Annotated in this window: 25 protein-coding genes; 18 read left to right on the top strand and 7 right to left on the bottom strand. The window is 63.2% G+C overall.

The window, feature by feature from the left end:
* Nucleotides 1-33: 33 nt before the first annotated feature.
* Nucleotides 34-1,065: a S1C family serine protease gene (locus tag AAHK20_RS23340; protein WP_449183871.1), complete on the bottom strand. Its 1,032-nt coding sequence runs from the start codon at nt 1,063-1,065 to the stop codon at nt 34-36.
* Between the two features lie 161 nt (nt 1,066-1,226).
* Between AAHK20_RS23340 and AAHK20_RS23335 the strand changes: the two genes are divergently transcribed.
* From AAHK20_RS23335 to ppk2, 3 genes are all read left to right on the top strand, one after another.
* Nucleotides 1,227-1,823, top strand: coding sequence for an FUSC family protein (locus AAHK20_RS23335; protein ID WP_449183870.1), 597 nt, complete (start codon nt 1,227-1,229; stop codon nt 1,821-1,823).
* A gap of 101 nt (nt 1,824-1,924) precedes the next feature.
* Nucleotides 1,925-2,320, top strand: a complete 396-nt coding sequence (locus tag AAHK20_RS23330) for a VOC family protein (RefSeq protein WP_449183869.1) — start codon at nt 1,925-1,927, stop codon at nt 2,318-2,320.
* 85 nt (nt 2,321-2,405) lie between these two features.
* Nucleotides 2,406-3,329: a polyphosphate kinase 2 gene (gene ppk2 / locus AAHK20_RS23325; RefSeq protein ID WP_449183868.1), complete on the top strand. Its 924-nt coding sequence runs from the start codon at nt 2,406-2,408 to the stop codon at nt 3,327-3,329.
* A 102-nt stretch (nt 3,330-3,431) separates the two neighbouring features.
* Here ppk2 and AAHK20_RS23320 read toward each other — a convergent pair whose 3' ends face one another.
* Nucleotides 3,432-5,018 carry an inorganic phosphate transporter gene (locus tag AAHK20_RS23320; protein ID WP_449183867.1) on the bottom strand — a complete coding sequence of 529 codons (1,587 nt, stop codon included), beginning with the start codon at nt 5,016-5,018 and terminating at the stop codon, nt 3,432-3,434.
* 345 nt (nt 5,019-5,363) lie between these two features.
* Between AAHK20_RS23320 and AAHK20_RS23315 the strand changes: the two genes are divergently transcribed.
* From AAHK20_RS23315 to AAHK20_RS23290, 6 genes are all read left to right on the top strand, one after another.
* Complete coding sequence (locus tag AAHK20_RS23315; protein WP_449183866.1) at nt 5,364-6,620, top strand: NRAMP family divalent metal transporter; 1,257 nt, start codon at nt 5,364-5,366, stop codon at nt 6,618-6,620.
* A gap of 95 nt (nt 6,621-6,715) precedes the next feature.
* Nucleotides 6,716-7,657 carry a LysR substrate-binding domain-containing protein gene (locus AAHK20_RS23310; protein WP_449183865.1) on the top strand — a complete coding sequence of 314 codons (942 nt, stop codon included), beginning with the start codon at nt 6,716-6,718 and terminating at the stop codon, nt 7,655-7,657.
* A 328-nt stretch (nt 7,658-7,985) separates the two neighbouring features.
* Entirely contained in the window at nt 7,986-9,410 is a 1,425-nt protein-coding gene (gene aldA, locus AAHK20_RS23305) for an aldehyde dehydrogenase (RefSeq protein ID WP_449183864.1), read from the top strand.
* Nucleotides 9,411-9,558: 148 nt separating this feature from the next.
* Nucleotides 9,559-10,878: an MFS transporter gene (locus AAHK20_RS23300; protein WP_449183863.1), complete on the top strand. Its 1,320-nt coding sequence runs from the start codon at nt 9,559-9,561 to the stop codon at nt 10,876-10,878.
* Nucleotides 10,875-12,092: a mandelate racemase/muconate lactonizing enzyme family protein gene (locus AAHK20_RS23295; protein ID WP_449183862.1), complete on the top strand. Its 1,218-nt coding sequence runs from the start codon at nt 10,875-10,877 to the stop codon at nt 12,090-12,092. The genes AAHK20_RS23300 and AAHK20_RS23295 overlap by 4 nt, the downstream gene beginning before the upstream one ends.
* Nucleotides 12,093-12,135: 43 nt before the next feature.
* Nucleotides 12,136-13,806 (top strand): GMC family oxidoreductase, encoded by a 1,671-nt coding sequence (locus tag AAHK20_RS23290; protein ID WP_449183861.1) that lies wholly within the window; start codon nt 12,136-12,138, stop codon nt 13,804-13,806.
* A 57-nt stretch (nt 13,807-13,863) separates the two neighbouring features.
* Here the strand turns inward: AAHK20_RS23290 and AAHK20_RS23285 are convergent, their stop codons facing one another.
* Nucleotides 13,864-14,451 carry an IMPACT family protein gene (locus AAHK20_RS23285; RefSeq protein ID WP_449183860.1) on the bottom strand — a complete coding sequence of 196 codons (588 nt, stop codon included), beginning with the start codon at nt 14,449-14,451 and terminating at the stop codon, nt 13,864-13,866.
* A gap of 385 nt (nt 14,452-14,836) precedes the next feature.
* Between AAHK20_RS23285 and AAHK20_RS23280 the strand changes: the two genes are divergently transcribed.
* Complete coding sequence (locus tag AAHK20_RS23280; RefSeq protein ID WP_449183859.1) at nt 14,837-15,856, top strand: glycosyltransferase family 2 protein; 1,020 nt, start codon at nt 14,837-14,839, stop codon at nt 15,854-15,856.
* Nucleotides 15,857-15,860: 4 nt separating this feature from the next.
* Here the strand turns inward: AAHK20_RS23280 and AAHK20_RS23275 are convergent, their stop codons facing one another.
* Entirely contained in the window at nt 15,861-16,517 is a 657-nt protein-coding gene (locus AAHK20_RS23275) for a glutathione S-transferase family protein (RefSeq protein WP_449183858.1), read from the bottom strand.
* A 341-nt stretch (nt 16,518-16,858) separates the two neighbouring features.
* On the opposite strand from AAHK20_RS23275, the gene AAHK20_RS23270 reads away from it, so the two are divergent.
* Both AAHK20_RS23270 and AAHK20_RS23265 read left to right on the top strand, forming a co-directional pair.
* A complete protein-coding gene (locus AAHK20_RS23270) occupies nt 16,859-18,175 on the top strand; it encodes a polyhydroxyalkanoate depolymerase (protein WP_449183857.1) in 1,317 nt (438 codons plus the stop codon).
* Nucleotides 18,176-18,293: 118 nt separating this feature from the next.
* Complete coding sequence (locus AAHK20_RS23265; protein ID WP_449183856.1) at nt 18,294-19,022, top strand: OmpW/AlkL family protein; 729 nt, start codon at nt 18,294-18,296, stop codon at nt 19,020-19,022.
* Nucleotides 19,023-19,027: 5 nt separating this feature from the next.
* Here AAHK20_RS23265 and AAHK20_RS23260 read toward each other — a convergent pair whose 3' ends face one another.
* Entirely contained in the window at nt 19,028-19,459 is a 432-nt protein-coding gene (locus AAHK20_RS23260) for a cupin domain-containing protein (protein WP_449183855.1), read from the bottom strand.
* Nucleotides 19,460-19,803: 344 nt separating this feature from the next.
* Between AAHK20_RS23260 and AAHK20_RS23255 the strand changes: the two genes are divergently transcribed.
* Nucleotides 19,804-20,889, top strand: a complete 1,086-nt coding sequence (locus tag AAHK20_RS23255) for a GGDEF domain-containing protein (RefSeq protein ID WP_449183854.1) — start codon at nt 19,804-19,806, stop codon at nt 20,887-20,889.
* A 6-nt stretch (nt 20,890-20,895) separates the two neighbouring features.
* Here the strand turns inward: AAHK20_RS23255 and AAHK20_RS23250 are convergent, their stop codons facing one another.
* Both AAHK20_RS23250 and AAHK20_RS23245 read right to left on the bottom strand, forming a co-directional pair.
* Complete coding sequence (locus AAHK20_RS23250) at nt 20,896-22,674, bottom strand: peptidoglycan D,D-transpeptidase FtsI family protein (protein ID WP_449183853.1); 1,779 nt, start codon at nt 22,672-22,674, stop codon at nt 20,896-20,898.
* A 61-nt stretch (nt 22,675-22,735) separates the two neighbouring features.
* Complete coding sequence (locus AAHK20_RS23245) at nt 22,736-23,359, bottom strand: trimeric intracellular cation channel family protein (RefSeq protein ID WP_449183852.1); 624 nt, start codon at nt 23,357-23,359, stop codon at nt 22,736-22,738.
* A gap of 263 nt (nt 23,360-23,622) precedes the next feature.
* Between AAHK20_RS23245 and AAHK20_RS23240 the strand changes: the two genes are divergently transcribed.
* The 5 genes from AAHK20_RS23240 to AAHK20_RS23220 all read left to right on the top strand — a co-directional run bounded on the left by AAHK20_RS23240 (nt 23,623) and on the right by AAHK20_RS23220 (nt 26,670).
* Nucleotides 23,623-24,156, top strand: coding sequence for a DUF4142 domain-containing protein (locus AAHK20_RS23240; protein WP_449183851.1), 534 nt, complete (start codon nt 23,623-23,625; stop codon nt 24,154-24,156).
* A gap of 97 nt (nt 24,157-24,253) precedes the next feature.
* Nucleotides 24,254-24,541, top strand: coding sequence for a cupredoxin domain-containing protein (locus tag AAHK20_RS23235; protein ID WP_449184036.1), 288 nt, complete (start codon nt 24,254-24,256; stop codon nt 24,539-24,541).
* A 20-nt stretch (nt 24,542-24,561) separates the two neighbouring features.
* The gene (locus tag AAHK20_RS23230; protein ID WP_449183850.1) at nt 24,562-25,272 is read left to right on the top strand and encodes an RNA polymerase sigma factor; all 711 of its coding nucleotides are present in this window, start codon (nt 24,562-24,564) and stop codon (nt 25,270-25,272) included.
* The gene (locus AAHK20_RS23225; RefSeq protein ID WP_449183849.1) at nt 25,272-25,670 is read left to right on the top strand and encodes a hypothetical protein; all 399 of its coding nucleotides are present in this window, start codon (nt 25,272-25,274) and stop codon (nt 25,668-25,670) included. Before AAHK20_RS23230 ends, AAHK20_RS23225 begins: the two co-directional genes overlap by 1 nt.
* 97 nt (nt 25,671-25,767) lie before the next feature.
* Nucleotides 25,768-26,670: a LysR substrate-binding domain-containing protein gene (locus AAHK20_RS23220; RefSeq protein ID WP_449183848.1), complete on the top strand. Its 903-nt coding sequence runs from the start codon at nt 25,768-25,770 to the stop codon at nt 26,668-26,670.
* Nucleotides 26,671-26,675 lie beyond the last annotated feature (5 nt).

Genomic DNA, 26,675 nt, shown 5'->3' with positions numbered 1-26,675 from the left:
CGGCGCTATGCACGCCCCCGTTTTTTATGACGCTTAACTCGCTTGCTCGATCGGTACAACTGTCAGAACCAACCTCTGCGTTCTCCTAACCACTACCACCTCCACCGCCTTCCCAATCCTCGACACGTCCATCACCCGCTGCAACGCGTCGATCCCATCGACGGTGACGGAATCAACCGCTACCAGCGTATCCCCCGCCCGCAACCCGGCCGCCGCAGCCGGACTGTCGCCGACAACCTCGATCACATGGACCCCCGTCGCCGCCGGCAGCTCAAAAAACCGCTGCACCTTGCGCGGAATCGGCGTAGTCGTTCCAGCGATACCGATATACGCCCGCCGCACGCGTCCATGCGCAAACAGCTGCATCACCACCCACTTCGCCGTATCAATAGCGGTGGCAAACGAAAGCGCCTGCGCGCCCGGAATGATCGCTGTATTCACCCCGATCACCTGTCCCGCCGAATTGACGAGCGGACCACCCGAATTCCCGGGATTGAGCGCCGCATCCGTCTGAATCACGTCGTAGATCATCCGCCCGGAATACGAGCGCAGCGACCGCCCAAGCGCCGACACGACCCCCGTCGTCACCGTCTGCGTCAGTCCAAGCGGATTTCCCACCGCAATCGCAATCTGCCCGACGCGCAGCTTCCCCGACTCACCCAGCTCGACATGCGGCAGCGCTTCGGCCGACCCGATGCGCAGCACCGCGAGATCGGTACTCGGATCGTCGCCGACCACGCTCGCCTCGTATTGCGATCCATCGGCGAGCGTCACGCCGATGTGCGTCGCGCCGTGAATCACGTGGCTGTTCGTCAGCATGTAGCCGTCAGGCGTGAACAGAAACCCGGAACCGCTGCCGCCGCGCGGCGCACTCCCGCGGTTCGCTCCGCCGGGCGGGCGTCGTTCGACGGCGACGTAGGCCACCGAAGGCTGCACGCGTTCTAGCGCGCCGATCACGGTGCGCGAGTAGGCGTCGAGCAGCGCACCGTCGTCGAGCGGGTTGGGTTCTGCGGCGCCTGACGGCATGCGCGTCAGGTCGTCGATGAATTGCGGACGGCGTCCCATGGTGACGCTCCTGATGAATTGAGGCCCGCATATGCATGGCAAGCATCCCGATTTCAAGATGAGCGCGGGAAGCCCGTCCAGCGGTGATCGGCAGGCGCGTAGACGCAAATGTTGCACGGCGGCGACCTAGGCATAATGCCGAAATCCGCTCGGAATTCGACATGACTGACAACACGAACCGCCCGACCACCGACACCAAGCGAACCCGCCGCGAAGTCCGCACCCAGGCCGCAGACCTGCTGTTCGAGCTGCTCAAGGGCTTGCCGTTTCGCGACCGCATCGCCGAGGGCCTCCTGATGGCGCTGCAGGCGATGGGCGGCGCCTGCATGGCCTACGGCATCGCTCTGGCAGTGCATCCGGAGCAGGCTTTCTGGGCAGCCATCACGGCGATTGCCGTGACGCAGCACACCTACGCGGACACACGCAATCTGTCGCGCGACCAGTTCATCGGCGCGATGGCGGGCGGGGTGTTCGGTTTCGCCGGCGCGTGGTTCGGCGCCGGCACGCACGAGATCCTCGGCTATGCGACGACCATCGGCGCGGTGATCCTCGCCTGCTGGTGCATGAACGTGGGCAGCGCGGCGCGCCTCGGCGCCATCACCGCGACGATCGTGCTGCTGGTGCCGCAGCACGGCCCGCTCTGGGACGTGGCGCTGGAGCGGCTCGGCGAGGTGACGCTGGGCACGCTTTGCGCGCTGTTCGTCAGCTTGGTCGTATCGAGGCTTCAGCGGGCGCTGTCGGGCACTAAAATCCGATAAGAGCTCGCCGCGCAAGGCACGCCAAGCCGGACGAATCAAGCTCTCGCACCGGCCTGGTGACGGATTTGTTTTGTTCTACGACACTTACGAAGAGCGCCTAGATGGCAACGAACCCGATTCCAGAGGCACCGGAGACCCGAATTGAAAGCCTGAGCGCGATTACGCTGGTGACGCGCGACATGGCCGCCGCCGTGCGCTTCTACGAAGCGCTCGGTTTTCAGCTCAAGTTCGGCGGGCCGGATGCGGCGTTTACGTCGTTTGCGTTCGGGACATCGTTCCTGAACCTGAGCGCGGAGGCGGGGCGGCCACCCGGGACGGGCCCGGTCTGGGGGCGGACGATCGTCTATGTGTCGGACGTCGACGCGATATACCGGAAGGCGCTGGCCGCGGGTTTGACGCCGGAATTCGCCCCGTCGGACGCGCCGTGGGGCGAGCGCTATTTCCACATCCGCGACCCCGACGGGCACGAATTGAGCTTTGCCAAGCCGTTGGGCTAAACGGTTAGCGACAGGTAACACGCCTGACATTGGACGCTTAGATAATGCATGGTTGCGCCACTATTTGCCGTAGAGGAGAAAATCGATGAACGGGAAAGAAAACCCAGCTGACACGCAGGACCAAGAACGCCAGCGCCGTTTCGAAGAAGACCTGATCGACGCCTACGACGAAGAGCTCGAAATGGAGGTCGACGATCGCAATCTGGACGGCGACGCGATCTTCTCGGCGGAAGCGCGCGAATCGCGCAAGATGTACTTCCGCGAGCTGTTCCGTTTGCAGGGCGAGCTCGTGAAGCTGCAGGACTGGGTGGTGAGCACCGGCCACCGGCTCGTCGTGATCTTCGAAGGCCGCGATGCCGCGGGCAAGGGCGGCGCGATCAAGCGCATCACGCAGCGGCTGAATCCGCGCGTCTGCCGCGTCGCGGCGCTGCCCGCGCCGAACAACCGCGAGCGCACACAGTGGTATTTCCAGCGCTACGTCGCGCACCTGCCAGCGGGCGGCGAAATCGTGCTGTTCGACCGGAGCTGGTACAACCGCGCGGGCGTCGAGCGCGTCATGAACTTCTGCACCGATGACGAGTATGAAGAGTTCTTCCGCTCGGTTCCGGAGTTCGAAAAGATGCTATCGAGAAGCGGCATTCAGATCATCAAGTACTGGTTCTCGATCACCGACGAAGAGCAGGAAGTCCGCTTCGAGAGCCGCATCATCGATCCGCTCAAGCAGTGGAAGCTGAGCCCGATGGACCTCGAAAGCCGGCGCCGCTGGGAGGACTACACGCAGGCGAAGGAAATCATGCTGCAGCGCTCGCATATTCCCGAGGCGCCGTGGTGGGTCGTGCAGGCTGTCGACAAGAAGCGCGCGCGCCTGAACTGCATTCACCATCTGCTGCAGCAGGTGCCGTATAGCGAGGTCGAGCATCCGACGGTGACGTTGCCCGCGCGTGTGCATCACCCCGACTACCTCCGCCAGCCCGTGCCGTCGAACATAATCGTGCCGGAAATCTATTGACGCGCGCAACGACGCACTGAAAGCAAATCGGCCGCCCTTGGGCGGCCGATTGCATTTGAGAGCCGGTTAAAAGCAGGCCGGCAGTGAGCTTGGCGAACGGCGTCAGAAGAGCTGCCGGAACGCCCAATAAAGCGAGCCGGACAACATGATCGACACCGGCAGCGTCAACACCCACGCGAGCACGAGGCTGCGCACCGTGCTCCATTGCAGGCCAGACCCGTTGGCGGCCATCGTGCCCGCCACGCCCGAGGCGAGGACGTGCGTCGTCGAAACCGGCAGGCCCCAAACATCGGCCATGCCAATCGTCGCCATCGCGACCACTTCGGCGGATGCGCCTTGCCCATAGGTCAAGTGCTGCTTGCCGATCTTTTCGCCGACGGTCACGACGATCCGCTTCCAGCCGACCATCGTGCCCAGGCCAAGCGCAATCGCGACGGCCACCTTCACCCAGGTCGGGATGAACTTGGTCGCATGGTCGACCTGGCTCTTGTAGTTGTCGATGGCCTTCTTGTCTTCCGGTGCGAACGTGACGGCGTTCGACTTTTCGATCAGCCGGATCGCTTCGGACGTGACATACATATTGTTGCGGACGTTGTCGACGACAGTCTGCGGCACGGCCGCCATCGAGCCCGATTGGTGAACCTGATCGCCGATCGTTTCAGTGAGCTGCTTGAGCGCGGGCAGCGTCTCAGGCGTCAAATGACGCGTGCGCACATACTCTTCGACGTCGGCGCGCGGGTCCTGGGAGGGCGGGGCGCCATTCGTGTATTTCGCGAACACGGTGGAGACGTGCTGCGTGACCGCGATGAACGTCTCGGTTTCCGCGGGCGTCACGGCCTTGTTCAGCGCGTAGGCGGTCGGCACGGTCCCGATCAGGATCAGCATGATGAGGCCCATGCCCTTTTGGCCGTCGTTCGAGCCGTGCGCAAACGAGACGCCGGTGCAGGTCAGGATCAGGAGCGAGCGAATCCAGAACGGCGGCGGCGTATTCTTCGTCGGTTCCGCGTACAGCTTGGGCACGCGCACGACGGCTTTCAGCACGATCAACAGCAGGCCCGACAGCAGGAACCCGACGATCGGAGAGAACAGCAGCGCCTTGCCGACGCCGGCCGCTTGGCCCCAATCGACGCCGCTCGTACCCGAAGGCCCATGAATGATCTGATTCATCAGCCCGACGCCGATGATCGAGCCGACGAGCGTATGCGAACTCGACGAAGGCAGTCCGAAGAACCAGGTGCCGAGGTTCCAAATAATGGCGGCGATCAGCAGCGCGAACACCATCGCGAAGCCAGCGCCGCTGCCGACCTGCAAGATCAGCTCGACCGGCAGCAGTTGCAGGATGCCGAATGCGACCGCGCCGGTCGACACGAGCACCCCGAGGAAATTCCAGGCGCCAGACCAGACCACCGCGAGATGCGGTTCAAGCGAATTCGTGTAGATAACGGTGGCGACTGCGTTGGCCGTGTCGTGAAAACCATTGACGAATTCGAAGCCGAGCGCGATGAGAAGCGCGACCCCGAGCAGCAGATAGGGGAGTGCGGAGCCTAGTTTGACGGGCTGTAAATCGGATGCGATATGGCTGGCGACGTAGATGGCGCCGATTGCGATGATTAGTAAAAAGATGGCGAAACTGATATTACGCCCGCGTCCGCTTATCGTACTCGTCTGAGGGTAGGAGAGGTCTGGCATGGCCGACTCCGGGGTCGCGAGACTTACGATCGTACTGCGCAAGCCTCAAATTAACTGTGAAGGATTTGTGTCGGATTTCTTACAGAAATTAGCAATGCGAAATAAATATTTCGTGGTCTTTAATATGAATAAATCGGTGTGGCGGGATGCGGCAGGAAGTGCTTGAAGGCTTGTGGCGGGACTACGGGCTACGCAAGCTTGTTAGTTAACTATGCGTTGAAGATTGCCCAGCGATATTGGACCGGCGGCAAGTTTCAGCTGAATGACGGTGCATTATCCAGAAAATGGGGGAGAGTCGGCAAGCGTTATCCTTTGACTTTTCTCATAAATACGATTGAAAGACGGATGAATCAGATTCGGCCCTCGGTCAGACGCTTACCGCTGCTTCGTTCGATCGCCGTGTGGGGTCCCGGGCTCCTCGTGATGCTCGCCGACACCGACGCCGGCAATGTCGTCACGGCCGCCCAGGCCGGCGCGCAATGGGGCTACCGGCTGCTGCCGCTGCTCGTGCTGCTGATCCCGCTGCTCTATATGGTGCAAGAGTTGGCCGTGCGGCTCGGTATCTATACCGGGCGCGGGCATGGCGAGCTGATTCGCGAGCACTTTGGGCCGGTGTGGTCGTGGGTGTCGGTCGCGGGGCTTGGCGTCGCCACCGTCGGTACGCTCGTCACCGAATTTACGGCCGTGGCGGGCATCGGCGAGTTGTTCGGCGTGTCGCGCGTGCTGACGCTGCCCGCTGCCGCGCTGGCGCTCATGGCCATTGTCGCGACGGGCTCGTATCGGCGCATCGAGCGGACGGCGCTCTTGATCGGCTTGCTCGAACTCGCGTTTTTCGCGGTCGCATGGGCGACGCATCCGGATTGGCGCGTGGTCGCAGCCGACATCGCCGACCTGCCGCTCGGCAATCACGAGTTTCTGTATCTCGCAGCCGCGCTGATCGGCGCGGTGTTCAACCCGTGGATGGTGTTCTACCAGCAGGCGGCCGTCGCCGATAAGGGGCTCACGCCGGCCGATTGCCAGGCCGAGCGCTGGGATACGGCTGTCGGCGCCGTGCTCACGCAGGCGCTGACGGCGGCGGTGCTCGTCGCCGCGGCGGCGACGCTCGGCGCGAGTACCGGCGCGCATGGGTCGCTCGACAGCGTCGGCGAGATCGGCAATGCGCTCGCGCCGCTGCTCGGCGCGCAATGGGGGCGGGTCGTGTTCAGCGCCGGGGTGCTCGGCGCGGCGATGGTGGCCGCGATCGTCGCGTCGCTCGCGCTCGCGTGGGGTGTCGGCGAGGTGACGGGTGTCAGGCGTTCGCTCGAATACCGGCCGCAGCAGGCGCCGTGGTTCTACGGCGTCTACATGGCGGCGGTGGCGGGCAGTGCGGCGCTCGTCTGGGGCGCGCGCGATCTTGTGTGGCTCAACATCGGCGCGCAGGTCGTCAACGCGTTCCTGCTGCCGCTCGTGCTCGGGCTCCTGATCGCGCTCGCCGCGCGGGCGCTTCCGGACGGCGCGAAGCTGTCGCGGACGTATACATGGATACTGTCCGGCGCGACGTTCGCCGTCTGCGCGCTCGGCTGGTTCGGCGCGCTGTGGGGATGGATCGGCAGCGTAAAATGAGCGCCCGGTTGATGCCGGTTCGGTAGCCGAACCGGCTTTGTCAGCCTCGCCGTCTTTGCCACATTCGCCATAGGGCCCGCGACTTGAAACGAAAAATGCCCGCGCTGAACGCGCTCAAAGCCTTCGAAGTGGCCGGACGCACCGGCAGCTTCACGCGTGCGGCCGAGCTGCTGAACGTGACGCAAAGCGCGGTCAGCCGGCAGGTCCGGCAACTGGAAGAGCAACTCGAAGAGCCGCTGCTGCAGCGCCGCCATCATCATCTCGAGTTGACGGCCGCTGGCCGCGTGCTGCTGCAGGCGCTGCAGCAGTCGTTCGACAAAATCGAGCTCACCGTGCGCAGCATTCAGGAGAAGACGCACCTGAACCGCCTGCGCGTGAATGCGCCACCCACGTTTGCGAGCCGCTGGCTGATGCCGCGCCTCGGCCGGCTGCGCGAGCAGCACCCGGAGCTCGAGATCAGCCTCACCACCCGCACGCAGGACAGTCTCGCCGAATCGAGCGTGCTCGATTGCGCGATCCGCTTCGGCAACGGCGAGTGGGAGGGGCTCGACAACGTGCTTCTGATGCAGGAGCGTCACGTCGCCGTCTGCGCGCCGGCGCTGCTCGCGCGGCGGCAGGATCAGGACGGCATCGATCTGAACCGCTTCACGCTGCTGCACGTGCTCGCAAGCGACGACCAGCGCTACCTGACCTGGCAGCACTGGCTGAAGGCGGCGGGCATCGAAGGCGTCGATACCCAAGGCGGCTACGAATTCGATCTGCTCGATCATGCGATTCGCGCGGCAGTCGACGGTCTCGGCATTACGATCGCGGACCGCAACATGATCGCGCGCGAACTCGCAAGCGGACAGTTGACGCAGGTGCTGAACGTCCACGTGGACGGCCACCAGTCGTACTGGCTCGTGACGCGGCCCGAGCAGACCGCGCTGCCGCATCTCGTCCAGTTCAAGGAATGGCTGCAGCAGGAGGTGTGGCTGGCCGACCGTAGCCTGGAGCCGTCGTCGCCGTCGCGCGAGCCGCTTCAAGCGCGTCTTTGAGATGCTTTAATCTCATATTTAATTCGCATCGACTCATCTTGGTGTTTTCCCTAGGCTGGCCCCGAACCCGCAGCCGGCCAGGGCGCGCCGTCTTCAATTCCCATCGGCGTTAGCTGGATAACGTGAGTTTTTCGAATGTTTGCCGCTCGAAATACTCGCTTGCTGTGTCCGCATCCGCCACCAAGAATTCGCCCATTCCCTTGTATTTGCGGCGTTTTGCCGCCCGCATTAAAGACTTGGGCCGACGGCGACGCCTCATCCCGTCGACTGAATACGTACTTGGCGCCGCTTGCGAGCGGCAACGCTTCCATCCTCTTGGGCAATGACTATGCGAGTCGATCGAAACTACATCAACGGTCAGTTCACCGAGCCCGCCAGCGCAGCGCGCATCGCGGTCTTCAATCCGGCGACCGAAGCGCAGATCGCCGAGATCTCCGCAGCCACGAAAGCCGAGGCCGTGGCGGCCGTGGAAGCGGCGGCTGCCGCGCAAAAGAGCTGGCGCAAGCTGCCCTCGACCGAGCGCGCCGCCTACATGCACAAGCTCGCCGACGCGCTGACCGAACTCGCGCCGGAAATCGGCCGTGCGCTCGCCGCCGAATCGGGCAAGAGCGTTTCGGACGCGACCAACGAGTCGATCTACGCCGGCCAGATCACCCGCTATCACGCGGAGTGGGCGCGCCGTATCGAAGGCGAAATCATCCCGAGCGATACGCCGGACGAAAACCTCTTTCTGCAGCGCGAGCCGATCGGCGTCGTCGCTTGCCTGATTCCGTTCAACTTCCCGGTCTACACGCTGATGCGCAAGGTCGCGCCGGCGCTGATCTCGGGTAACACCGTGGTGGTCCGTCCGAGCAACAACACGCCGACCTCCGCATTCGAAATCGCTAAGGCAGTCGATCGCGCGGGCTTCCCGGCGGGCGTCGTCAACGTCGTCGCGATGGATCACGAAACGGCCGAGGCGGTCTGCACGCATCCGGCGGTCGGCATGATCACGCTGACGGGCAGCGTCAACGCGGGCCGCAAGGTGCTCGAGTACTGCAAGGCCAATATCGCGAAGCCGTCGCTGGAACTCGGCGGCAAGACGCCCGCGATCATCGAGGCCGACGCCGACCTCGAGAAAGCCGCGCAGGCGCTCGTGGCGTCGAAGACGACCCATTGCGGCCAGCTCTGCACGGCGATCGAGCGCGTGTATGTGCAGGAAAGCGTCTATGAGCGCTTCGTCGCGCTGCTCAAGCAAAACATGAGCGCCGTGAAGATCGGCGATCGCAGCGAGCATCCGGAACGCATGGGCCCGCTCGTCAACGACTCGTCGCGCAAGGGTATTCACGCGATGGTCGAGCGCGCGGTGGCCGAAGGCGCGAAGGTCGAGACGGGCGGCAAGATTCCGGAAGGCAAGGGCTTCTTCTATCCGGCGACGCTGCTCACGAACGTGCGTCAGGACATGGAGATCGTCCAGGAAGAGACCTTCGGTCCGATCATGCCTGTGCTCAAGTACCGCACGATCGACGAAGCGATCGAGATGGCCAACGATCACCAGTTCGGTCTGTCGTCGGTGCTCTACACCGAGAACTATCGCACGGCGATGAAGGTCGCGAATGCGATCGAATCGGGTGAGCTCTATGTGAACCGCACTCCGGCTGATCCGTACCAGGGCTACCACGCAGGCTGGAAGCGTTCGGGCCTCGGCGGCGACGACGGCAAGCACGGCATGCTCGAATTCACGCAGACGCGTCTCGTCGTCATGAAGTATTGATCGCACGACGTTCTTTGTCGTGCAACATGCGCCGTGCTTGTCGAGCACGGCGCATCGAAATAAGAAGCAGAAATGTCAGGGGACTCGCCTAGGCGCGTGTGATTAGGATCACTACGCGTGCTCAGCGTGTCGATCAAGGAGTGTCTTAATGTCAGGCAGTGAAGTTTCTCAGGCGGTAACCGCCGAAGCCGCAAGCGGCGCGATGCCGCTGCAGGCCACGCGCGGGCAGCGCTATTTGCAGCTGATGCTGCTCGTTATCGCCGCTGGTGCGATTTACCCGATTCTGTATCTGCGTCAGGTGTACCAGACGACGATGCTCGAAGTGTTCGCCATCAACGATGCGCAACTCGGGTATCTGTACTCGTCGCTCGGTACGCTATTCCTCGTCAGCTACCTGCCGAGCGGCTGGCTCGCCGATCGCATCGCACCGCGCTTCTTGATCTGCTTTTCACTGATCGCCACGGGCTTGCTCGGCGTGTGGTATGCGACGGCGCCGTCGTTTCCGATGCTGATGGTGATTTTCTGCGGCTGGGGCATCACCACGGGGTTGACGTTCTGGGCGGCTGTGCTCAAGCGTGTGAACATGATTGCCCACGATGAGCAAGGGCGTTTCTTCGGCGTGCTCGACGGCGGTCGCGGCCTGATCGAAGCCATGCTCGCCACGATCGCGATCAGCCTGTTCGCGTATCTGACGAACACGCGCGGCGAATCGGCGGGCACCGGCTTCAAGTTTGTCGTACATATGTACGCCTTCATCTGTATTGGCCTCGGCGTGCTGCTCGCGCTTGTGAAAGACCCCGAATCGAAAGCTTCGGCTGCGCCGGCCCGCAAGGGTGGCGGCAATGTGTTGACCGATCTGAAGCTGCTGTTGTCGATTCCCGAACTGTGGCTCGTCGTGGCGATCGTGTTCTGCGGCTATCAGGTGTTCTGGGCGACGTACAGCTTCTCCGCCTACCTGCAGGAAGGCGGCTTCGGGCTCACCGCCGTGGCGGCCGGCACGATCACGACGCTCAAGCTGTGGATGCGCCCGATCGGCGGCATCGGCGGCGGCTTCCTTGGCGATCGCTTCTCGAAGGTCAACGTGCTGACGTTCGCACTCTTCTTCGGCGCGGTGTCGCTCATGCTGCTGGTTCTGGCGCCGGGGTTCCACAACAACGTATCGCTCGTGTTCCTCGTGCTCTTCATCGGCATTCTCACGTATGCGATCCGCGGGCTCTACTGGGCGCTCCTCGACGATTGCAACGTGCCGGCGCGCATCTCGGGTCTGGCTATCGGCCTGATCTCGGTGCTCGGTTATTCGCCTGACGTGTTCCTGCCGCTTCTGAACGGCTACTTCACGCAGCATTTCCCGGGCGCGCTCGGCTATCAGCTGTATTTCGGTTACGTCGCATTCATGGCATTGCTCGGCGCAGTCGCCGCGCAAGTTCTACGACACAGGCTCAATCTTAGAAAATCGGGTGCGAAATGAAAGTCGTCTCGCTTGAAACTCATATCGTCGCTGTTCCGCCGCCGCACGTCGGTGGCATGTACTGGATCTTCGTCAAGCTGAAGACGGATGACGGGATCGAAGGCGTCGGCGAAATCTATTCGGCGACGTTCCATCCGAAGGCGATGGTGCCGATCATCGAAGACGTGTTTCAGCGCTACATGCTCAATCACGATCCGCACCGCGTCGAGCGCCTGTTCCGCGAGTGCTATTCGAGCGGCTTCACGCAGCGCCCCGATCTGACGATGATGGGCGTCGTGAGCGGCTTGGAGATGGCGTGCTGGGACATCATCGGCAAAGCCGCGAACAAGCCCGTCTATGAGTTGCTGGGCGGCCTAGTGCACGAGAAGCTGCGTTCGTACACGTACCTGTATCCGAAAAATTCGAAGGGCGAGTACGACTACGACGACCCCGATCTCGCCGCCGAATGCGCGGCCGAGAACGTGAAGAAGGGCTTCACGGCGGTCAAGTTCGACCCGGCGGGCCCGTACACCGCCTACTCGGGCCATCAGCTGTCGCTCGAAGTGCTCGATCGCTGCGAAACGTTCTGCCGCAAGGTGCGCGAAGCGGTCGGTAACAAGGCCGACCTTCTGTTCGGCACGCATGGGCAGATGGTGCCGTCCTCGGCGATTCGTCTTGCCAAGCGCCTCGAGAAATACGATCCGCTGTGGTTCGAAGAGCCGGTGCCGCCGGGGCAGCCCGACGCGATGGCCGAAGTCGCGAAGCACACGAGCATTCCGATCTCGGCGGGCGAGCGCCTGACGACCAAGTACGAATTCCACAAGCTGCTTGAAGCGGGCGGCGCGTCGATCATCCAATTGAATGTGGCACGCGTGGGCGGTCTGCTCGAAGCGAAGAAGGTGGCGACGCTCGCGGAGGTGTACTACGCGCAGATCGCGCCGCACCTTTACAACGGTCCGGTTGGCGCGGCGGCGAGCATCCAGCTCGCGGCCTGCACGCCGAACTTCCTGATCCAGGAAAGCATCATGACGTGGGGCGGTTTCCACGCGGAAGTCGTCAAGACGCCGATTCGCTGGGAGCAGGGCTACATCATTCCGTCCAAGGAGCCGGGCCTCGGCATCGAGCTGAACATGGACGTGGTGAAGAAGCACAGCCCGTACACGGGCGAGCGTCTGCACTTGCAGATGGCTGCGAAACCGCAGGACGTCAACGACTTCTCGCCCGCCAAGGGCTGAAGCGCGCCGCATCGAGACTGACCTTTGTATAAGGCAAGCTGAAATGAAATACGACTACATCATCGTCGGCGCGGGTTCCGCGGGCTGCATCCTCGCCAATCGCCTGACCGAGTCCGGCAAGTACACCGTGCTGCTCGTCGAGGCGGGCGGCAAGGACAGCTCGTACTGGTTCAAGGTCCCGGTAGGCTTCACGAAGACCTACTACAACGAGACCTACAACTGGATGTACTACAGCGAGCCCGAGAAAGAGCTCGACAACCGCTCGATCTATTGCCCGCGTGGCAAGGTGCAAGGCGGCTCGGGCTCGATCAACGCGATGGTGTACGTGCGCGGCCAGCGTCACGACTTCGACGATTGGGCGGCGGCCGCCGGCGACAAGGGCTGGTCGTATGAAGGCGTGTTGCCTTACTTCAGGAAGCTCGAGTCGCACCCGCTCGGCAACACGAAGTATCACGGCGCGGACGGTCCCATCAGCATTACGCCGATGAAGGAAGGCGTGCACCCGATCGTGCACACGTTCCTCAAAGGCTGCGAACAGCTCGGCTATCGCCGCAACGAAGACTTCAACGGCGAGCAGATCGACGGCGCGGGCATCTACGATCTGAACACGAAGAACGGGCAGCGCGCATCGAGCAGCTTCATGTATCTGCATCCGGTGCTCGACCGTCCGAACCTCACGGTGGAGCGCGACGCGCTCGTTACGCGCGTGCTGTTCGACGAAAAGAAGCGCGCGGTCGGCATCACGCTGACGCAGCACGGCAAAACGCGCGAATTCACGGCGAGCAAGGAAGTCATCATGGCGGCGGGCGCGGTCGATACGCCGAAGCTGCTGCAGTTGTCGGGTGTCGGCGCAAAGGCGCTGCTCGCGAAGTACAACGTGCCGCTCGTGCATGAACTGCCTGCTGTCGGCCAGAACTTGCAGGACCACCTGTGCGTGAGCTTCTACTTCCGCGCCAAGGTAAAGACGCTGAACGACGAGATGCGTCCGCTGCTAGGCAAGCTCAAGATCGGCCTGCAATACCTGCTGACGCATAAGGGGCCGCTCTCGATGAGCGTCAACCAGGGCGGCGGCTTCTTCAAGGGCGACGAGTCGCTCGAGCATCCGAACCTTCAGCTCTATTTCAATCCGCTGTCGTATCGGATTCCGAAGAGCAACAAGGCGAGCCTCGAGCCGGAACCGTATTCGGGCTTCCTGATCGCGTTCAATCCGTGCCGGCCTTCGAGCCGCGGGTCGATCGAAATCGGCTCGAACCGCGCGGAAGACGCTGCGAAGATCCGCATCAACGCGCTCACGACGAAGAAGGACATCGACGAAGCGGTTCAAGGCAGCGTGCTGATTCGCAAGCTGATGACCGCGCCGGCGCTCAAGGACATCACGATCGAGGAAATCTCGCCGGGCCCGCAGTGCAGGACCGAAGCCGACATGCTCAAGTATTTCCGCGAGAACTCGGGTTCGATCTATCACCTGTGCGGCTCGTGCGCGATGGGCGATGACGTGACTACGTCGGTCGTCGACTCGCGTCTCAAGGTGCATGGTATCGAAGGACTGCGGATCGTCGATGCGTCGGTGTTTCCGAACGTCACGTCGGGCAACATCAATGCGGCGACGATGATGGTGGCGGAGAAGGGCGCCGAGTTGATTCTCGAAGACGCGCAGGCGTCGGCTGGGCGTGGCGATGCCGCGCGTGCTTCCGAGGCGCTGCATTCGCATTGATATCGCTGTTGTGACGGCACGCGTGGGTTGATCGATCCGCGCGTGCCGTTTTTGCGTTTACGCCTCGGGAAACGCCGCGCGCCCTTGCGTGAGATCGCGCAGCGCGTCGCGCGCCGAATCGATCGCCGTGGCGGGCATGCGAATCGTGAGGCGCACGTTCAGCTCGTAAGCGCTGTCAGTGAGTTCGAAGCCTTCTTGCTCGATCCAGCGTCGCACGCGCGCCTCGTCCGCAAATCCGATCTCGACGATAAGACACGCAAGCGCGATCCGTTCGACGCGTTCGGCGTTCAAGAGCGCGCTCGCGATCGCATCGGTGTAGGCGCGCACGAGGCCGCCCGCGCCGAGCTTCACGCCGCCGTAATAGCGCACGACCGCGGCGAGCACGCCATCGAGATCGTGATGACGCAGCACTTCGAGAATCGGCCTGCCCGCCGTGCCGGACGGCTCGCCGTCGTCCGACATCCCCGATTGCCCTCCCGCGAGCAGTGCCCAGCAGACATGCGTGGCGGTGGGGTTCGCTTCGCGCAGACGGCGTAGTTCGTCCATCGCGGCATCGCGGTCCGCGACGGGGAGGGCGTGCGCGATAAAGCGGCTTTTGCGGATTTCGAGTTCGGCGCTGACGGCGGTTGAAAGAGTGTGACTCACTTGGGGAATGTGAATGAATCAATAAAATCAATTGGTTACTCGTCTTTTTCTCGCCACGCTGTCTTGATTCCACCGGGGTGAATACGACGTAATGCGCCTACATGGTCGACGGACGACGAGAGAAGGCTTCCGAAGCATACGCTTGTTGGTCAGGTAAATAGCCGAGCGTCCACCGGAATGCGAAGGCGCCCGCTCCCAGACTCCTGATTGCTCCGGGCGGTTCGTGCGCTTCCATGCGTCTTGAGCGACGCCTTACTGATTCTAGTCGAAGTCTTACTGTCTCTTTTTGTGCGGCGTTCCAAGCCGGTTCCCATGCTAAAAATTCGCATGTCAAAGAATCGGTTGCGTGATAGGACCCAGCCGAGCGCGATAACTGGGAGCAACCATGGAAATGCAGAATGAAAAGCCTACGGTGGCGGTCATCGTCCCGTTCTACAACGGATCCAGATGGGTCGAACGTGCAATAGCTAGCATTTACGAGCAGACGGTCCCGGCAAATGAGGTGATCGTTGTCAATGATGGTTCACGGTCTGAGGAGCAAGCTGCGCTATATGCGCTTAATAAAAAGTATCCATTCCGTATCATTGACAAACCAAACGGCGGACAAGGGTCAGCGAGAAATGCAGGGGTGGATGCGAGCAATTCGGATTACATATGTTTTCTCGATCAAGATGATTACTATTTGCCGGAACACATCGAGATTCTTGTTTGCGCCATCCCGAAGAGAGAAGCGCGTCTAGGGTTTATCTATGGCGATTGCATGGAAGCAGATGGTGACGGCAACATCGTTCGATCCAGCATGGTCAAGGAGCACTCGAAGCATCCAAAACAAGCGATTGTCGATTTGTTGCGCAATGATATGTTCATTCTCCCATCCGCTTCAATTATCTGCCGGAAAGCGTATAGCGCTGTGGGCGGTTTCGATGAGCAGTTCACGGGCTACGAGGACGACGATTTCTTTATGCGCATGTTCCGTAAGGGGTATACCCATCGCTTTGTCGATGAACCGGTATACGTTTGGCGCATTCACCCTGAGAGCACTTCCTATTCCATTCGCATGAGCCGGAGCCGCTTCCTCTATTTCAGGAAACTCGTTGACGCGTTCCCCGACGATCCAAGCCGCGGCCGATACTATTTCCGCGATTGTTTAGTGCCTCGTTTCGGGCAAGCGTTTTTGGTTGATGCAGTGACCGCGGCGATGAGGAAATCTCCGGACAAGGCCGAGTTGGTCGGCATCCTTTCCCATTACACTAAGATCCTGCGCGTCAATCCATACGTGCGCAGGCGCATGAAAATCAAGCTCACGATGACGACGTTCGTATTGTCTTCCATGCCTTCGTGGGCACTCAAGGCAATGCGTTACGCGGCCGTTGTGCCAGCGATCCGGCGCCGCCTTGCGACCTAGAAACTTAAAACTCGACGTCGAACTCGTCGATCTCTTCCGTTTCCTCTTGCGCCGCGGCGATCCACGCCTTCATTTCAGGCAGTTCGAGAATGCGCGCGCAGAATGGCTTGATGTCGTCGTCGAGCGGCACATCGTAGGTGATGAAGCGCGTGACGACCGGCGCGTACATCGCGTCCGCTGCGCATTTGTCTGCGCCGAATAGAAAGGGGCCGCCGTAACGCGCGAGACAGTCGCGCCAGATCTCGAACACGCGTTCGATGTCGGCTTGCGCGCGCGACCACACCTTGAAGCCCGGGAAATGCGCCTTCAGGTTCATCGGCAGCGCGCCGCGCAGCGCACTGAAGCCCGAATGCATCTCGCCGCAAATCGCGCGGCAATGTGCGCGCGCCGCGCGGTCGGCTGGCAGCAATCCGGCTTGCGGGCACACCTCGTTCAGGTACTCGGCGATCGCGAGCGTGTCCCAGATCTTGATGCCGTCGTGCTGCAGACAAGGCACGAGAATCGATGGCGACAGCAGCAGGATTTCTGCACGCACGCCGGGCGCGTCGATCGGCACTTCGATTTCGTCGAACGGCAGGCCGCTGAACTTCGTCAGCAGCCAGCCTCGCAGCGACCACGAAGAGTAATTGCGGCTGCTGATGGTCAAAGTCGCGTTCGACATGTCGGTGTCCCCTAAGCGGGCGCTGCAAATCAGGCATGCACTGCTTCGATGCATCTGTGCACCACTTCGTCTCTGTTGCCAACCAATGGATGACTGCCGCGCTCGCTTGATGCGGCGGCAAATCGAGCGCAACCCGCAATCCGCTGCGAGACAGTGCAGCGCGGTGCCGCATGCCACGCTAGGCCGCGCGCAATAGGCATGCCAAGGCGCGCGGCGCGTAGCGCGCCGCAGCCGGACCGCTCGTGCGATGCACGCATCACGCACCTCCATCAGCACGCGACGCGTCGCGCCGTGGCATACGTATTGCGTCGATACGCCGGCCTCCTTGACGTGGCGGGATCATGAATTGGCTAGCGTATCCGACCTATCAGGCAGTGTCCGACGTCATGCGCCCCGTCTCCGACGTCGCGCGCATGACGGGCTCGCTCATCGATGCGTGGCCGTCCGGTTTCGCCGCGCTCGATGGCGTGCGCTACTACGGCGCCGCTTGCGACGTGCTCACACTGGCGACACTCACGCATAAGCGGCCTGCATTCGGCATCGAGAGCATCGAAGTCGATGGACGGGAGACCGCGGTAATCGAGGAGGTCGTGGCGAGCACGCCGTTCTGTTCGCTGCTGCACTTCAAGAAGGACACGCCGGCCGTGCATCCGCGCGTGCTGATGATCGCGCCGATGTCGGGCCACTTTGCGACGCTGTTGCGCGGCACCGTGCGCACGATGCTGCCGGAGCACGACGTCTACATCACCGATTGGCACAATCCGCGCGACGTGTCGCTCAAGCACGGACGCTTCGGCTTCACCGAATTCGTGCAGCACGTGATCGACTTTCTGGAGCATCTGGGCGAGGGAGCGCACGTGATGGCGATCTGCCAGCCGACGGTGGCGGCGCTCGCCGCCGTGGCGCTGATGGCCGAAGACAAACATCCGGCCCAGCCCGCGAGTATGACGCTGATGGCCGGACCGATCGATACGCGCATCAATCCGACACGCGTGAACGAATTGGCGAAGAGCAAGCCGATCGAATGGTTCGTGAAGAACCTGATCAGCGCGGTGCCGCCGGGTTTCGCGGGCGCGCATCGGCGCGTCTATCCGGGCTTCGTGCAACTGAGCGCGTTCATTGCGATGAACACCGAGCGTCACGCGAACTCGATCGCCGATATGTTCTACGAGCGTGCGAAGGGCGATGCGGAAAAAGCCGAGGCGATCCGTGTGTTCTACGAGGAATACTTCGCGACGATGGATCTTGCCGAGGAGTTCTACATCGAGACGGTCGCCACGGTGTTCCAGCAGCACGCGTTGCCGCTCGGCGAATTGGAAGTGGGCGGGCGGCGTGTCGATCCATCGATGATTCGGCGCACGGCGCTGTTGACGGTCGAAGGCGAAAAGGACGACATCTGCGCGATCGGCCAGACGCTCGCCGCGCAGGATCTCTGTTCGCGCTTGCGTCCGTATCTGAAGACGCATCACGTGCAAACCGGCGTCGGACACTACGGCGTATTCAACGGCAAGCGCTGGGAGCGGCAGATCTATCCGCTCGTGCGCGCCGTGATCCACGATAACGAGTCGGCCCCGACGCTCTCCGCGCGCGTGCAGTCCGCGCCGCTCGCAAACGATGACGGACCGCACGCGGCGACGACGGCGTCGTTGCCCGGTTAGCGCAGCCGCGCGTCGAATCCTTACCAAATTCCAGAGGTCATCCACTATCGGCAGCATGCCGAAACGAACGGTCGTGCACATAGAATCGCCTTCACGGTCACAACAACGAGGAGGAGATATGAAGCACAACCGAGCAATCGGCATGGCAGCAGCACTGCTTGCGGCCACATCCGCGCACGCACAAAGCGCGGGCGATTTTGTCGCGAACGTCGGCTGGTTCCACTTTGCGCCGCAGGTGTCGAGCCAGCCGTTCACGATCAACGCGCTTGGCGCGAGCACGACATCGGCCGGTTCAGGCGCGACTGTCGACAACGCGGACACGATCGGCCTTACGGCGGCTTACTTCGTCACCGATCACATCGCGGCCGAAGCGGTGTTCGGCGCGCCGCCACGCTTCACGCTGTCGGGCACCGGCACGCTTGCCGCGCTCGGCCAAATGGGATCGGCCTACGAATGGAGCCCCACCGTGCTCGTGAAGTACTTCTTCAACGATGCGCAAAGCCGGTTCCGGCCGTTTGTCGGCGCGGGCGGCTCGTATGTCTGGTACAGCGGGGTGAAGCTGAGCACGGCGGTGTCGAGCGGCGCTTTCCTGTATTCGTCGACTTACGGCACGGCCTTGGAAGGCGCGACGAGCGCGAAGCTCAGCAACTCGTTCGCGCCCGTCCTCAATGCGGGCTTTACGTATAACTTCGACAAGCACTGGTCGGCGGGATTGTCGGTTTCCTATATGTGGCTGTCGACGAAGGCCACGCTGACGACCCAGTCGAGCGTGGGAACCGTCACGAGCACGTCGAAGATCAAGCTCGATCCGATCATTACGTTTGCGTCGGTTGGATACCGGTTCTAAGCGTTCTATGTCGATTCCGGCCACGGCGTGACGGCAGGCACGTTGCAGGCCGGTTCGGCGTCGATCGTCTTGAAGTCCGCAGGCGCGACGATTTCCAGATATTCCATATCCGGCGAATAGTCGAACAGGTAGTGCACGATGCCGGGCGCCTGATGCACGCAGTCGCCTGCCGCGACGAGCGTTTCCTTATCGCCGTACATGAAGCGGGCCCAGCCCTTCAACATGATGACGATATGAAATTCGGCTTCGTGGCGGTGCCAGCCGGTGCCGCGTTCGGGCGGGATGTTCGCCTTGACGAGTTGGGCGAGCACTTTGCCGCCGGTTGCCTCGGCGATGCCCAGATCGCGGTAGAGAAAGAAATCTCGCAGGCCGTTGTCGACATACTGTGTGTCTTGCGGGCGCACATGCGAGAACCGGGTGGTGAGTGGGGCAGTCATGTCGATGCTCCTCGGCCGGTGGGCCGTCGAGAAGGAGAAGCATCAAGCGTTCCATCGCGCTGAGGGCCGCTTAGGGCCTTTGAGAGGCGAGTGTTGCGCATGGGCGCAGCGCGGCGGGTCAGGATACGGTGCAGCGATGCGCTCGTTTGCAGCGTGCGCACCGGTTTGAAACGCGTGAGGCCGTCTAAAGAGGATAGATGCCGGACGTGGAAATCTCCGGCTTGGCGCACTAACGTAATAAACATGTAAGCGCTAAATTTCTCAAGACTTCGCCGCGAGAGCCGTTATAGCGAAAGTTGAGGCTCTTTGGCCTCGTAACGGTTCGGGGCCATCCCCCGCACAACGTGACCGACGACTCTCAGACGCGCTTATCGGAGCGGCTTCGCGTACTCGTCCAAACCGTCCAGCAAAACGAGCGGACGCTGCGCCGCTTTCAGGACGTCGAGCTCGCGCTGATCGGCGCGCAGGATTTCGATTCGTTCCTCGACATTCTCTTTGTCCGTCTGCCGCAGGAGTTCCGGCTGCATTCGGTGCGCCTGTGGGCGGATACCACGCTGCCCTTGCTCAAGGAATTGCTGGAACCCGAAGCGCCGCAAGGCGCGCCGCGCCCCGAATTGCTGGTCCATAGGGCGGCGCGCGACGCGGGCGCACGGCTTTGCGCAGGCGGCTCGCCGTGGCTCGGCCGCGCGGACGCGAACGCGCGAAGCCCGCTAAGCGCATTCTTCGCCGACGCGTTGCCGAAGAGCGCAATCTTGCTGCCGCTTACGCAGCGCGGCATGCCTCTCGGCTACCTGTGCCTCGCGAGCAGCGATCCGAACCGGTTTGCGCCGGGCATGGCCACCGACATTCTCGAACGCTTCGCGAGCATCGTCACCGCGAGCCTCGACAACGTCGCGCACCGCGAGCGCCTGAAGCGGCTCGGCATGACCGACGCACTGACCGGTCTTGCGAACCGCCGTCATTTCGACGAACGCCTGCACGAAGAGGTCATGCGCGCGGCGCGTCACGGCATGCCGGTGACGTGCCTGTTCGCCGACATCGATCATTTCAAGCGGATCAACGATACGCATGGCCACGCGGCGGGCGATCGCGCGCTGATAGCGGTGGCCGGTTGCGTGCGCAACCAGTTGCGCGCGACCGATATCCTCGCGCGCTACGGCGGCGAGGAGTTTGCGGCGCTGCTCGTGCAGACTGACCGGCCGGGCGCGCGGATCGTGGCGGAGCGCATCCGGCGCGCGGTCGCGGCATTGGAGGTGTTCGACGAGCGTGGCGCGCCGATCGCGCTCACGCTGTCGATCGGCATCGCGGTGAAGACGATCGACGCGCGCCGCGACGCGGCCGGCGCTGCGCACGCGCTGATCGAAGACGCTGATCAAGCGATGTATCGCGCGAAACGCAACGGACGCGACCGGGTGGAAGAGGGCGATTAGGGTGGCTTAGGACCTTTCGTTCGCTTGAACCATTTCCACCATATCGGGCGGCACGCCGAACAACTGCAAGGTGCCGCCCGCCACCGAAGAAAACACCGGCCCGGCCACCGTCCCGCCATAGAAGCCGCGACCCGAGGGCTCGTCGATCATCACGGCGACGATGATCCGCGGATCGCTCATCGGCGCCATGCCGACGAACAGCGACCGGTACTTGTTCTTCGCGTACGACGTGCCGGCCTGCTTGCGGGCCGTCCCCGTCTTGCCGCCGACGCGGTAGCCGCCGACTTGCGCCGCGCGTCCGGTGCCGCCCTGGCCAACCGCCGTTTCGAGCATCGCGCGCATCTGGGCGGCGGTGGCAGGCGTCGTCACGCGGGTGCCGGGACGCAATGGGCCGTTGTCGTGGGGACCGAGATCGGCGCCGGTGGCCGGGTCGACGTTGGCGAGCAGCGTCGCCGGATGCAGCGTGCCGTCGCCCGCATAAGCGGTGTAGACCTGCGCGAGTTGCAGCAGCGAGGTCGACAGCCCGTAGCCGTACGCCATCGTCGCCTGCTCGATCGGACGCCAGCGCTTGTACGGCCGCAACCGGCCCGATGCGACGCCGGGAAACGTCAGATCCGGCGCGCGGCCGAGCCCGTACTCCTGGTACTTCGTCCAGATCGTCTCCGCCGGCAAGTTGAGCGCGAGCTTCGCCAGCGCGATGTTGCTCGACTTCTGGATCGCCTGCGCGACCGTCAGCGTGCCGTGGTTCGAGGTGTCGTGAATCACGTTCGGGCCGATCTTGTAGCTGCCCGGCGAGGTGTCGATGAGCGAGTTCGCGTTGACCTTGCCTTGGTCCATCGACAGCGCGACGACGATCGGCTTGATCGTCGAGCCTGGCTCGAACGTGTCGGTCAGCGCGCGGTTGCGCAACTGCTTGCCGGTCAGGCGCGTGCGGTCGTTCGGATCGAAGGTGGGATAGTTCGCGAGCGCGAGGATCTCGCCGTTTTTCGCGTCGAGCACGACGACGCTGCCGGCCTCCGCATGGTTCAGCGCGACGGCCGCCTTGAGCTGCGCATACGCGAGCTGCTGGACGCGCCGGTCGATCGTCAGGCGCACCGTCGCGCCGTTTTGCGGCGGCACGAGCGGACGCGTGTCGGAGACGACGCGGCCAAGCCGGTCGCGAATCACCTCGCGTTGACCCGGCGCGCCGAGCAAGCGCGCGTTCGCCGCGAGCTCGACGCCTTCCTGGCCGTTGTCCTCGATGTCGGTGAAGCCGACCACGTGCGCCGCCGATTCCCCTTCCGGATAGAAGCGCTTCGAATCGGTGAGCTGGGTGATGCCCGCGAGGTCGAGCTTGGCGATCTGGTTCGCGGTGTCGGCGTCGATCTGGCGCTTGAGCAGCACGAACGAGCGGCTCGGGTTCAAGCGCCGGGCGAGCTCGGCCTGCGGCATGTCGAGCAGCTTCGCGAGCGCCGGATAGGCGGCTTTGTCGATGAGCTTCGGCGTCGCCCATATCTCATAAGTGACCAGACTGACGGCGAGCAACGCGCCGTTGCGGTCGACGATGCGCCCGCGCATCGCGTCGAGTTCGATGGTGCGCTGATAGCGCTTTTGTCCCTGGTTGGCGTAGAAATCCTGATCGACGATCTGGATCCAGAACGCACGCGCGGCGAGCGCGGCAAAACCCAGAAAGGCGAGCACCACGATGAACGTGGAGCGCCAGGCCGGCAAGCGCGGCGCGAGCACCGCATTTTTCGCGACCGGCGCGTACATGTCCTGCGATTGCGATTTCTTCTTGAAGATCATGGTCCCGTTGCTGAAGGCATGCGCTTGGCGAGCGCGCTGCCGGTTGCCGGTTGGATGAGGGTTAGTGGACGCCGCCCGAACCGGCGGCGGCGAACGACTTGAGCCGCCAGCCGTAACGCACGGCCGCGAGACGCAGCGCGAAGCCGCTCACGAGCGCGACGACCGAAGCCGTGTTCCGATCGACGCCGGCATGCTGGAGCGCCAAGTACAGCGTGCCGGCCGCGAGCGCGACGCTCGCATAGAGGTCCTGGCGCAGCACGAGCGGCATCTCGTTGCACAGCAGATCGCGCAGCATGCCTCCGCACACGCCGGTGATCGCGCCCGCCAGCACGACGATCGGCGCGCTCACGTTCAATTCCGAGGCGACGTTGCAGCCGATGATCGCGAACGCGACGAGGCCGAGCGCATCGACCGTGACGAAGAGGCTGCGCAGACCTTGCAGCGGTTTGGCGAGCGCCGCGGCCACCGTTGCGGCACAGATTGTAATGAAAACGTAATTCGGATGCGAGATCCAGCCGAGCGGGTAGTGTCCGAGCAGCACGTCGCGCACGGTGCCGCCGCCGAGCGCGGTGACGGCGCCGACGAGCGCGAGGCCGAAGCGGTCCATGCCGCGGCGCATGCCCATCAGCGCGCCGGACATGGCTTCGGCGACGATGGCGATCAGATAGATGACGTGAAGCAGCATGGGGGCGGGTCTCCGAAAGGCGGGGCCGGATGCGCTTTGATGGGGGGGCGCCCGGGCGTTGAAAGGCGCCATTATCGGCAGCGGCCGGAGGCGCTGAAATCAGATTTAGCCAATTTCCGACATGCCAAATTTGGCTTAAGTGAGCGATCCGGAACGGCGATTGAAGACGTGACATCCAATGCCGTGAACCCGGTCGCGCAAACGAAAAGACCTGCTCCGCCTGTGCGCCGCCGATCGCGCGACCGTCGCCGAGGAGACCATTCATGAAGCTGATCAGCATGGCATTGTCAGGAGCGCTGGCGCTCGTCTGCGCCGTAGCGCAGGCGCAAAGCGCCGGTCCCACCGATCCCCAGATCGCGGCCATTGTCGTGACCGCCAACCAGGTCGATATCGACGCGGGCAAGCTGGCCGAGTCGAAAACCCAGTCGAAGGATGTGAAGGCGTTTGCGCAGCGCATGATCGAGGACCACACCAGCGTCAATCAGGCGGCCGCCGATCTCGTGCACAAGCTCGGCGTGACCCCGGAAGACAACGCGACGAGCCTGAGCCTCAAGCAAGGCGGCGACGCAAACCTGGCGAATCTCAAGACGCTCTCGGGCAAGCAGTTCGATCGCGCGTATGTCGATCACGAAGTCGCGTATCACGAGAGCGTGATCGCAGCGGTCGACAAGACGCTGATTCCGAACGCACAGAACGCGGAATTGAAAGCGCTGCTCGTTAAAGTCCGGCCAACCCTCGTCGCGCATCTCGAGCACGCCAAGCGTCTGCAGAAAGAACTGGGGAAGGGCGGTGCTTGAGTGTCGCGGTGGGGGCTTGAGCGCGAAATTCGCGCGGACGATAGGTGCGCTTCAGTTCTTGCGTGCGCTCGTGTTTGGCGGTGTGCTCGGTAGCACGTTGCTCATCGCATCGGTCGCGCGCGCCGACGCGGCGCCTGGCACGGTCGTGGTCACGATCGAGCAGATGCGCTTCAATCCGCCGGTGCTCACGGTGCGGCGCGGCGATCGCGTCGTGTGGGTGAACAAGGACCTCGTGCCGCACACGGCGAGCGCAACGTCGAAAGCGTTCGAGTCGCACAGCATCGCGCCGAACGCTTCGTGGAGCTATGTCGCCGGGACGCGCGGAAACTTCGCGTACGGGTGCGAGTTTCATCCCACGATGCATGGCACACTGGTTGTACGGTGAGGCAAGCCGATGAGGGTCCCATGATGGACAGCGCGCAAACTCCTTTGGCTTCGGTCGCGGACGACGACCTGTCCGACCTGTCGATCGTCCGTCGCATTGCCGCTGGCGACCGGTCCGCGTTCGAGCTGCTGATGCGCCGCCACAACCGGCGCCTCTACCGGCTCGCGCGCGCCACCCTGCGCAACGACGCCGAAGCCGAAGACGCGCTGCAGGACGCCTATCTGTTGGCGTACCGCTCGATTGGGAAGTTTCGCGGCGATGCCGCGCTGCTCACATGGCTGTCGCGGCTCGTGCTCAACGAATGCTTCGGCCGCCTGCGCCGCGCGACCCGGCGCCAGAATGTGTTTCCGATCGTGGACTTGAACCCGCAAGCCGATCTCGACGCCATGAGCGCACACGATTCCGATTCTCCAGACAACGCCGCGGCGCGCGCCGAGGTGCGCGCGCTGCTCGAACGCAAGCTCGACGCGCTGCCCGAGGCGTTTCGCGTCGTCTTTGTGCTGCGCTCCGTCGAGGAAATGAGCGTCGAGGAGACCGCGCAATGTCTCGACATTCCGGAGGCGACCGTGCGCAGCCGGCACTTCCGCGCAAAGAGCCTGCTGCGCGAATCGCTCGCGAGCGAGTTCGACCTTGCCGAGCGCGATCTGTTCGAGTTTGGCGGCGCGCACTGCGACCGCGTGGTGGCCAAAGTGATGCAAACACTTGGCAAAGGCGAGAAGGAGCGGACGTGATGAACGCTACGCGTACGAATAGCCGCGGCGATTCCGCCGGGCACGTTGGCGTAGTGCGGTGCGTTTGCGCGATCTTGAGCCTCGCCGTTTGCGCGAGCGCATGCGCGGCTCAGGAGCGCGAAATCCGCATCGTATCGGGCACCTATGGCGGGAGTTGCGGTGCGCCGCGCGGCAACGCGACCGCCGACCTCGCCCGTCAATGCGACGGCAAGATCACATGCCCGTACGTCTTGACGCAATCGCGCGAAGGTCAGAGACGGGCCGCGTGCAGGGACGATTTTCTAGCCGAATGGACCTGCAAAGACGCCGAATTTCATGCCGCGTCGCTGAGCCCCGATGTCACGCCGGGCAGCACGCTCGTGTTGAGTTGTGTCTGGCCGACCGGCGCGGGTAAGTAACGTTCAGCGTCTGCGACGTGCTCGCGAGCCTGCGCACGATCGTCACCGCTTTGGCGACCTAAACTGTAGGTATTGTTGCCGGACGGAAACGATCGCCGTGCTCGATCTCAACGATCTGTATTACTTTTCCGTCGTCGTCGAAAAGCGCGGCTTTTCCGCCGCGGCAGACGCGATCGGCGTGCCCAAGGGCACGCTGAGCAAGCGCGTGCGGGCGCTCGAACAGGCGCTCGGGCTGCGGCTCGCGAACCGGACCACGCGCAAGTTCTCGCTGACCGAGGCCGGCGCCGATTTCTACGCACACTGCGCGCGCGTGATGAGCGAGGTGGAGCGCGCTGAACAGGCGGCGCGGGCGCGGCTCGACGAGCCTGTCGGCCGTGTTCGCATCACCTGCGCCACCGGCATTGTGCGCATGGCGCTCGACGAGCTGCTGCCGACTTTCATGACTCAGCATCCGAAGATCGATATCGAGGTGCTGACGTCCAACCGCTACGTCGATCTCATCGACGAAGGCTACGATCTCGCGCTGCGCAGCCATACCGAGCCATTGCAGAGTTCTTCGCTGATTGCGCGGGCCGTCGCGCAAACGCAAGCGACGCTCGTCGCGTGCCCGGCGTTATTTCCGCGCGGTCTGCCGGAGGCGCCCGAGGACCTGGAGGGTATCGACGGCATCCAGCTTGCGCGCCGGGACGCCGCCAGCGCCTGGTTGCTGCACGCTGCCGACGGGCGCACGGCAACGGTTTCGTATCACGCGCGAATGCGCTGCAACGACGCGCCGTTCGCGCGCCGTGCCGCGCTTGCGGGCCTCGGTGTGGCGGCCCTGCCGTCGCCGATCTGCCGCGCGGATATCGCAGCAGGCCGGCTCGCGCGCGTGCTTCCCGAGTGGCACATACCGCGCGGCACGTTGAGCCTCGTCTTCCCTTCGCATCGCGGCATGTCGCAAGCGATGCGCGCCACGGTCGACTTTCTCGTCGAATCGCTTCCGGAATATCTGAACGACTGAAGCGT

It is taken from the genome of Trinickia camelliae (genome assembly GCF_053525655.1).
Note: the sequence above shows the minus strand (reverse complement) of the source record. Positions and strands in the feature narration are given on the sequence as shown.